7 protein-coding genes are annotated in these 4,984 nt (G+C 61.6%); 2 read left to right on the forward strand and 5 right to left on the reverse strand.

The features are described 5' to 3' along the window. From EN939_RS20555 to EN939_RS20570, 4 genes are all read right to left on the reverse strand, one after another. Positions 1-199, reverse strand: a 199-nt coding sequence (locus EN939_RS20555; RefSeq protein ID WP_272483104.1) for a PTS glucitol/sorbitol transporter subunit IIA, incomplete at its 3' end; no start/stop codon positions are given. A 105-nt stretch (positions 200-304) separates the two neighbouring features. Then, a complete protein-coding gene (srlE, locus tag EN939_RS20560) occupies positions 305-1,306 on the reverse strand; it encodes a PTS glucitol/sorbitol transporter subunit IIB (protein ID WP_027038062.1) in 1,002 nt (333 codons plus the stop codon). 16 nt (positions 1,307-1,322) lie between these two features. Then, positions 1,323-2,084, reverse strand: coding sequence for a PTS glucitol/sorbitol transporter subunit IIC (gene srlA / locus EN939_RS20565; protein ID WP_013529328.1), 762 nt, complete (start codon positions 2,082-2,084; stop codon positions 1,323-1,325). An 88-nt stretch (positions 2,085-2,172) separates the two neighbouring features. Beyond that, positions 2,173-2,610 carry a transcriptional regulator GutM gene (locus EN939_RS20570; RefSeq protein WP_127269447.1) on the reverse strand — a complete coding sequence of 146 codons (438 nt, stop codon included), beginning with the start codon at positions 2,608-2,610 and terminating at the stop codon, positions 2,173-2,175. Positions 2,611-2,805: 195 nt separating this feature from the next. Here EN939_RS20570 and EN939_RS20575 point away from each other — a divergent pair, with 195 nt between their 5' ends. Next, positions 2,806-3,447: a hypothetical protein gene (locus EN939_RS20575; RefSeq protein WP_024503716.1), complete on the forward strand. Its 642-nt coding sequence runs from the start codon at positions 2,806-2,808 to the stop codon at positions 3,445-3,447. Between the two features lie 93 nt (positions 3,448-3,540). Next, positions 3,541-4,215, forward strand: a complete 675-nt coding sequence (locus tag EN939_RS20580) for an HAD family hydrolase (RefSeq protein WP_127269448.1) — start codon at positions 3,541-3,543, stop codon at positions 4,213-4,215. Here the strand turns inward: EN939_RS20580 and EN939_RS20585 are convergent. Next, positions 4,212-4,984, reverse strand: a 773-nt coding sequence (locus tag EN939_RS20585) for a DUF930 domain-containing protein (RefSeq protein ID WP_127269449.1), incomplete at its 5' end; no start/stop codon positions are given. The two genes, EN939_RS20580 and EN939_RS20585, sit on opposite strands and share 4 nt — an antisense overlap.

Raw genomic sequence — 4,984 nt, forward strand, 5'->3', positions numbered from 1 at the left:
CGGCAACCGGGCCGAGGGTGATCGAAGCGCCCTTGGCGGGCGCTCCGTCACTTGGCCCCTGCTCCGCCTTGTGGAGCACCGAAACCTCGGCAAGCTCCGGCGGCGAGCCATCCGCAAACAGGATGACCACGCCCCCTTCGGCAAGGTCCGCCACTTCGGGGCCGATGGCAGTGACCCGTGTTCTCAGCAGAACCGTCATATGGCGAACCTCTTCTCTACTTTTCCTAGAGCGGTGAACCGCTCTATCTCTTTGTTTTGACGCAATTTCCAAAGGAAAGCATTATGCGCTTTTCCCGGAATTGCCTTAGAACACGATCAGGCTGACGACCCAGGCGATCAGCACCGAGACCGGCCCCATGATCTGGCGGCTGATGAGCACCGCCGGAACGCCGATTTCGATCGTCTTAGGCTTGGCCTCACCGAGCGCCAGGCCGACCGGGACGAAGTCGCAGCCCACCTGGGTATTGTAGGCAAACAGCGCCGGCAGTGCCATCGCCGGCGAAATCGTGCCGTTGGCGATCTGCGGGCCGATGATGGCAACGCCGATGACCTGCGCGATGACAGCGCCTGGCCCGAGGATGGGCGAAAGGAACGGCAGGCCGCAGATCGCCGAGATGATCAGCAGGCCGACGATGTTGTTGGCCAGCGGACCCATCGGCTGCGCCAGCACATCACCGATGCCGGTATACAGGATCAGACCGATGAGCATGGTCACGAACGCCATGAACGGCAGCACGTTGCGAATGACCTGATCGATGGTGCGACGGCCGGCATTGAAGAAGATGCCGACGATACGTCCCATGACGCGGCCGATCGTGCTGATGAGCCCGATCAGCCCACCTTCGCTCGGCAGCGGCTGTGGTGCCGCGGCCGCATTGTTGCTTGAACTCATCGCTGCTGCTCCCCCTGCAGTCGTGACCGTTTCGGATCCGTCCGCCATTGTGATGTTGGCCGGCTTCACGCCCGAAACGTAGATGTCCTCGGTGATGAACTGGGCCAGCGGTCCGGACTGACCGACCGGCGTCAGATTGACGGTCGGGATGCGCTTGCGCGGATAGACGCCGCATCGTGCGGTGCCGCCGCAGTCGACGACGACAACCGCCATCTCGCTTTCGATCGGCGGCGCCCTGAAGCCGTCGACGGCTTCGCCACCGGTCATGTCGGCGATAAGCTGCGCCACCGGGTGAATGCCACCACCGGTGACGGAAACAACCTTGCTGCGCTGTTCGGTTGGCTCGATGACGAGCGGGCCGCCCCAGCCGGTTTTGCCCTGGGTGATCCTTACGGCTTTGTATGTCTTGGCCATGATGTCCTCCCCGCCCTTACAGCTCGACGCCCTGGCGGCGTGCCATGATCGCGGTGATGCGTTCGGTCAGCATGCCCTTGAGCAGGATGACGACGAGGCCGACGATGGCGTACCAGATCGCCACCTTGACGTGGTAGCCGGCGACGACGACGCCCTTCTTTTCCAGCTCCAGCAGCGCGACGAGAATGCCGCCCCAGACGAAATACTCGCCGGGATTGATGTGCGGGAACAGACCGAGCGGCGGGTGCACATAGGACACGGCCGCGTCATAGAAGGCCGGCTTGTGCTTTTCTTCCAGGAACGATCCGAACGTATAGGCCATCGGATTGGTGAGGAAGAACACCGCCAGCAGCGGCAACAGCGTGTAGCGCGTCAGCGCGATCCGGCCGGCGCCGCGCGCCAGACCATGCACGCGCTCTTCACCGACCAGTTCGGTGACGGCGTAGAAGGCCGTCATCAGCACCACCAGCGTCGGAATGATGCCGGTGACGAAGCCGGCGAAGACCTCGCCGCCCTTCTGGAAGATGCCGATGAAATACTTGCCGATGGCGGTCAGCCAGCCGAGCTGCTCTTCCTGCTGGACGTCCTTCAGCTTTTCCTTGAACTGATCGACGGTGATCGGTCCGCTGTCCGCTTGTGCGAGGACAACGAGATGGTCGGAGGCATGCTCGACTGCGAGCTTGCCATGCAATGCGGCATCCGAGACCATGGCACCTGCGACATGCAGATTGTGCACGGCCATGTCGGCATGCTGCGCCAACAACGAAAATACAGACATTTCTCCTCCTTATGCCACCCGCCAGTTGATCCCAGTCGGTGCGCGGCGTCCTCTATCCCTCTGATTTAGAGCCCGAAATCCTCCGGCTCTAAGCCCTTGCTACATTCAAACCGGACAGGCCCGGCTTCTTCCCCGGCTCCGACCGTGTCTTGTCGATCTGCTCGATCGCTCGTTTCACGGCCTCGGCCACACCGGGTTCCCCCTCCCCCATGATTGCAGGGTTGGACCGGAGTTTATCGAGGGGAACACCCTCGAACTCTTCATGTCTTTTGAACTTGGTGAAGACGGAACGGCCGCTCATCACCATCAGGCGGCGCACGACCAGATCGGGCGTCACCACGACGAGCGCGATGGTGCCCTTGGCCAACCGGCCGCGAAAATTGCCGGCTCCGACGAAGCCGTCCTTGTACTGGTCGGTGACGCCCCTGAAGACATCCGAATAGTGCCGCATCTGCAGCCAGACGCCGAGCGACTGCAGCGCCCACACAATAACCAGCAGAAGCAGTCCCCACTGCCAAATCGCCATTCGGTTCTCCTCCCGAAGCCTCAGTTGAACCGCACCTTGGACCGGCGCGTGACAACAGCAAAGTGAGAACATTTGTTTCCGAGAATGTCAATATGTATGATATTGGCCTCGGCTGCGGTCATCCACAAGGGCGCTGACCGATTTCGGCGGTGCCACCGTTGTGCTAGGCTGACCGGGAAACAGGATACGAGGAACATGGATCTGCCCTTCAGGGACGAACTGGCCTTGATGCCCGATCTTCGCCATCGGCTGCGGCAGTTGCGCTGGTTCCGCGCCACCTTTCGCGGCAGCGCGAAGGTGGTCTCGGACACGTTCGGCGTGCGCTTCGAGATCGACGAGGCCAAACTCACCAGGGCCTTTCTGGACTGGGTCGAGATCATGGAGGCGCAGAAGCGCTTCGCCGCGATCGACCGCGCCGACTTCATCGTCTTTGCCGCCGGCCTCGTGCTGCGCGAGTTGATAAAACAGGCGCCGGCAAAAGAAATCTCCGGCCTCACCCAGCTGATCGAGACAGAAACGAACGCCGGCACGCTGGAAATCGTCCGCTTCTGGCCGGAGGGTTTCCTCTACACCAACTACTGCGTCTCGGTGATTTCGGCGATCCACGAGCAGGAATTCGGCACGGCACCCGGCATCGACAAATGCGCCGACGATTTGCGCACATGGTGGTCCTATCGCGAGAACGTGACCGAGATGCCGGCCTATGCGGTGGCTTTCCTCGACCGCTTTCTCGGCGCCGAGCCGAACTGGATCACCCCGGATCGCGCGCAGTCCCGGCAAGCCATGCAACGGGCGCTCGGGTCTTCCCGTGCGAGCGATGCGTTGCGCCAGCTTTGAGCCCGCTCTTCGCGCCCTCAAAACGCACGCGCTATTGAACATTTGACTTTTTGCCGATAGCGATGTGCGAAAATTGACTCGAGAGGGAAACGCGTGGCGCCACCAAGGCCTATTATTTTCGATTGCGACGGCGTCCTTGTCGACAGCGAGCCGTTGGCCGCCCGCGCCTATGAGCGCGTCTACGAAAAGCACGGCATGCCCGGTGTCAACACCAGCATCATCGCCCAATGCATCGGCATGAAGCAGTCCGATATCATCGCGAGGATCAAGGATTTGACCGGCCACCAGTTTCCGGCGGCGGCGGACGGCGACATCTGGGCCGAGACCAAGGTGCTGTTCTCGCAGGAATTGAAGCCGACACCGGGAATCACTGCGTTTCTGGAGACGCTCGCGGGCGACCGCTGTGTCGCCTCGTCCTCCTCCGTCGAGCGCATAAACCACAGCCTTGCCGTGACCGGGCTGGCGCGTTTCTTCGGCGATGCGATCTACAGTTCCTCGATGGTAAAGAACGGCAAGCCCGCGCCGGACATCTTCCTCTTCGCGGCGGACAAGATCGGCGCCAATCCCGTTGACTGCATCGTCATCGAAGACTCGCCCTTCGGCATCCAGGGCGCGGTCGCCGCAGGCATGACGGCGATCGGCTACACCGGTGGCGGCCATACCTATGCCGAGCACGCCGCGCGGCTGACAGCTGCCGGTGCCGATTTCGTCTGCGCCGACTGGCAAGAAGTTAGCCGGCAATTGGCTAGGTTTGGTGTGCCGGCCTAGTTTAGACGATACTTTGTGAATCCACGGCTGGCCCATTCGCCAGGCGGCACCAATGAGCCCACACGGAAGTTGAAGGACAGGACCCTCGTCGCATCGGCGTCGACTTCGCATCGGAAATTTAGGTTGTACCAGGCGTTTCTGGTGCTGAAGGCGGCCTGCGGAGGATTGAGAACATTGCCTTTGTCCAGCGTAATGGTTGGCACCCATTTGACCGTATAGTCGGCACTTTGCAGTTCCCGGCTGAGGACATTGCCGCAAAGGGTGGCCACGCGTTGACCGCGCGGGACATTCTCCATGGAGCTTGTAGCGAACGCATTGCCGGTTGCCCCTTGCGAGTAAAGCTTTCTGACGCCCGGAAGGCCGGAATAGATCGGTGATCCTGCAACGTCGTCGTTGGTGGGATTTGACCTTCCAGCATTCCCGATCGGCGCTTTGAAAGCTCTTGCGGGTTTGAACGTCATTGTCTTGGCAGGTTTGGCTTTGGGCTTTGCCTTTCCAGTCGAGGCTGGAGGCGCCGGCTTGTCGCCGATCTCAGCCGCCAATGGCTTTGGCGTCACGACGGCTTGCTTTTCGGCGGGTTGCGGTGCGGGTTCCTGTTTGTCCGGCTGCTGTTTGTCGGTTTCCTCGGTCGCCTGCTTCTCCTCGCTTTGCGCGGGCTTTTCGTCCGGCGCAGCGGTGGCTGGCTTCTCGTCAGGCTTGCTGGGCTCCGCCTTCTGCTGTGGCGTTGCAGCCGGGGCGGGCTGGGTCGGCGTGGGTGTCGGTGCTACAG

The sequence above is a fragment of the Mesorhizobium sp. M7A.F.Ca.CA.002.05.1.1 genome (assembly GCF_003998335.1).
GTDB lineage: Bacteria > Pseudomonadota > Alphaproteobacteria > Rhizobiales > Rhizobiaceae > Mesorhizobium.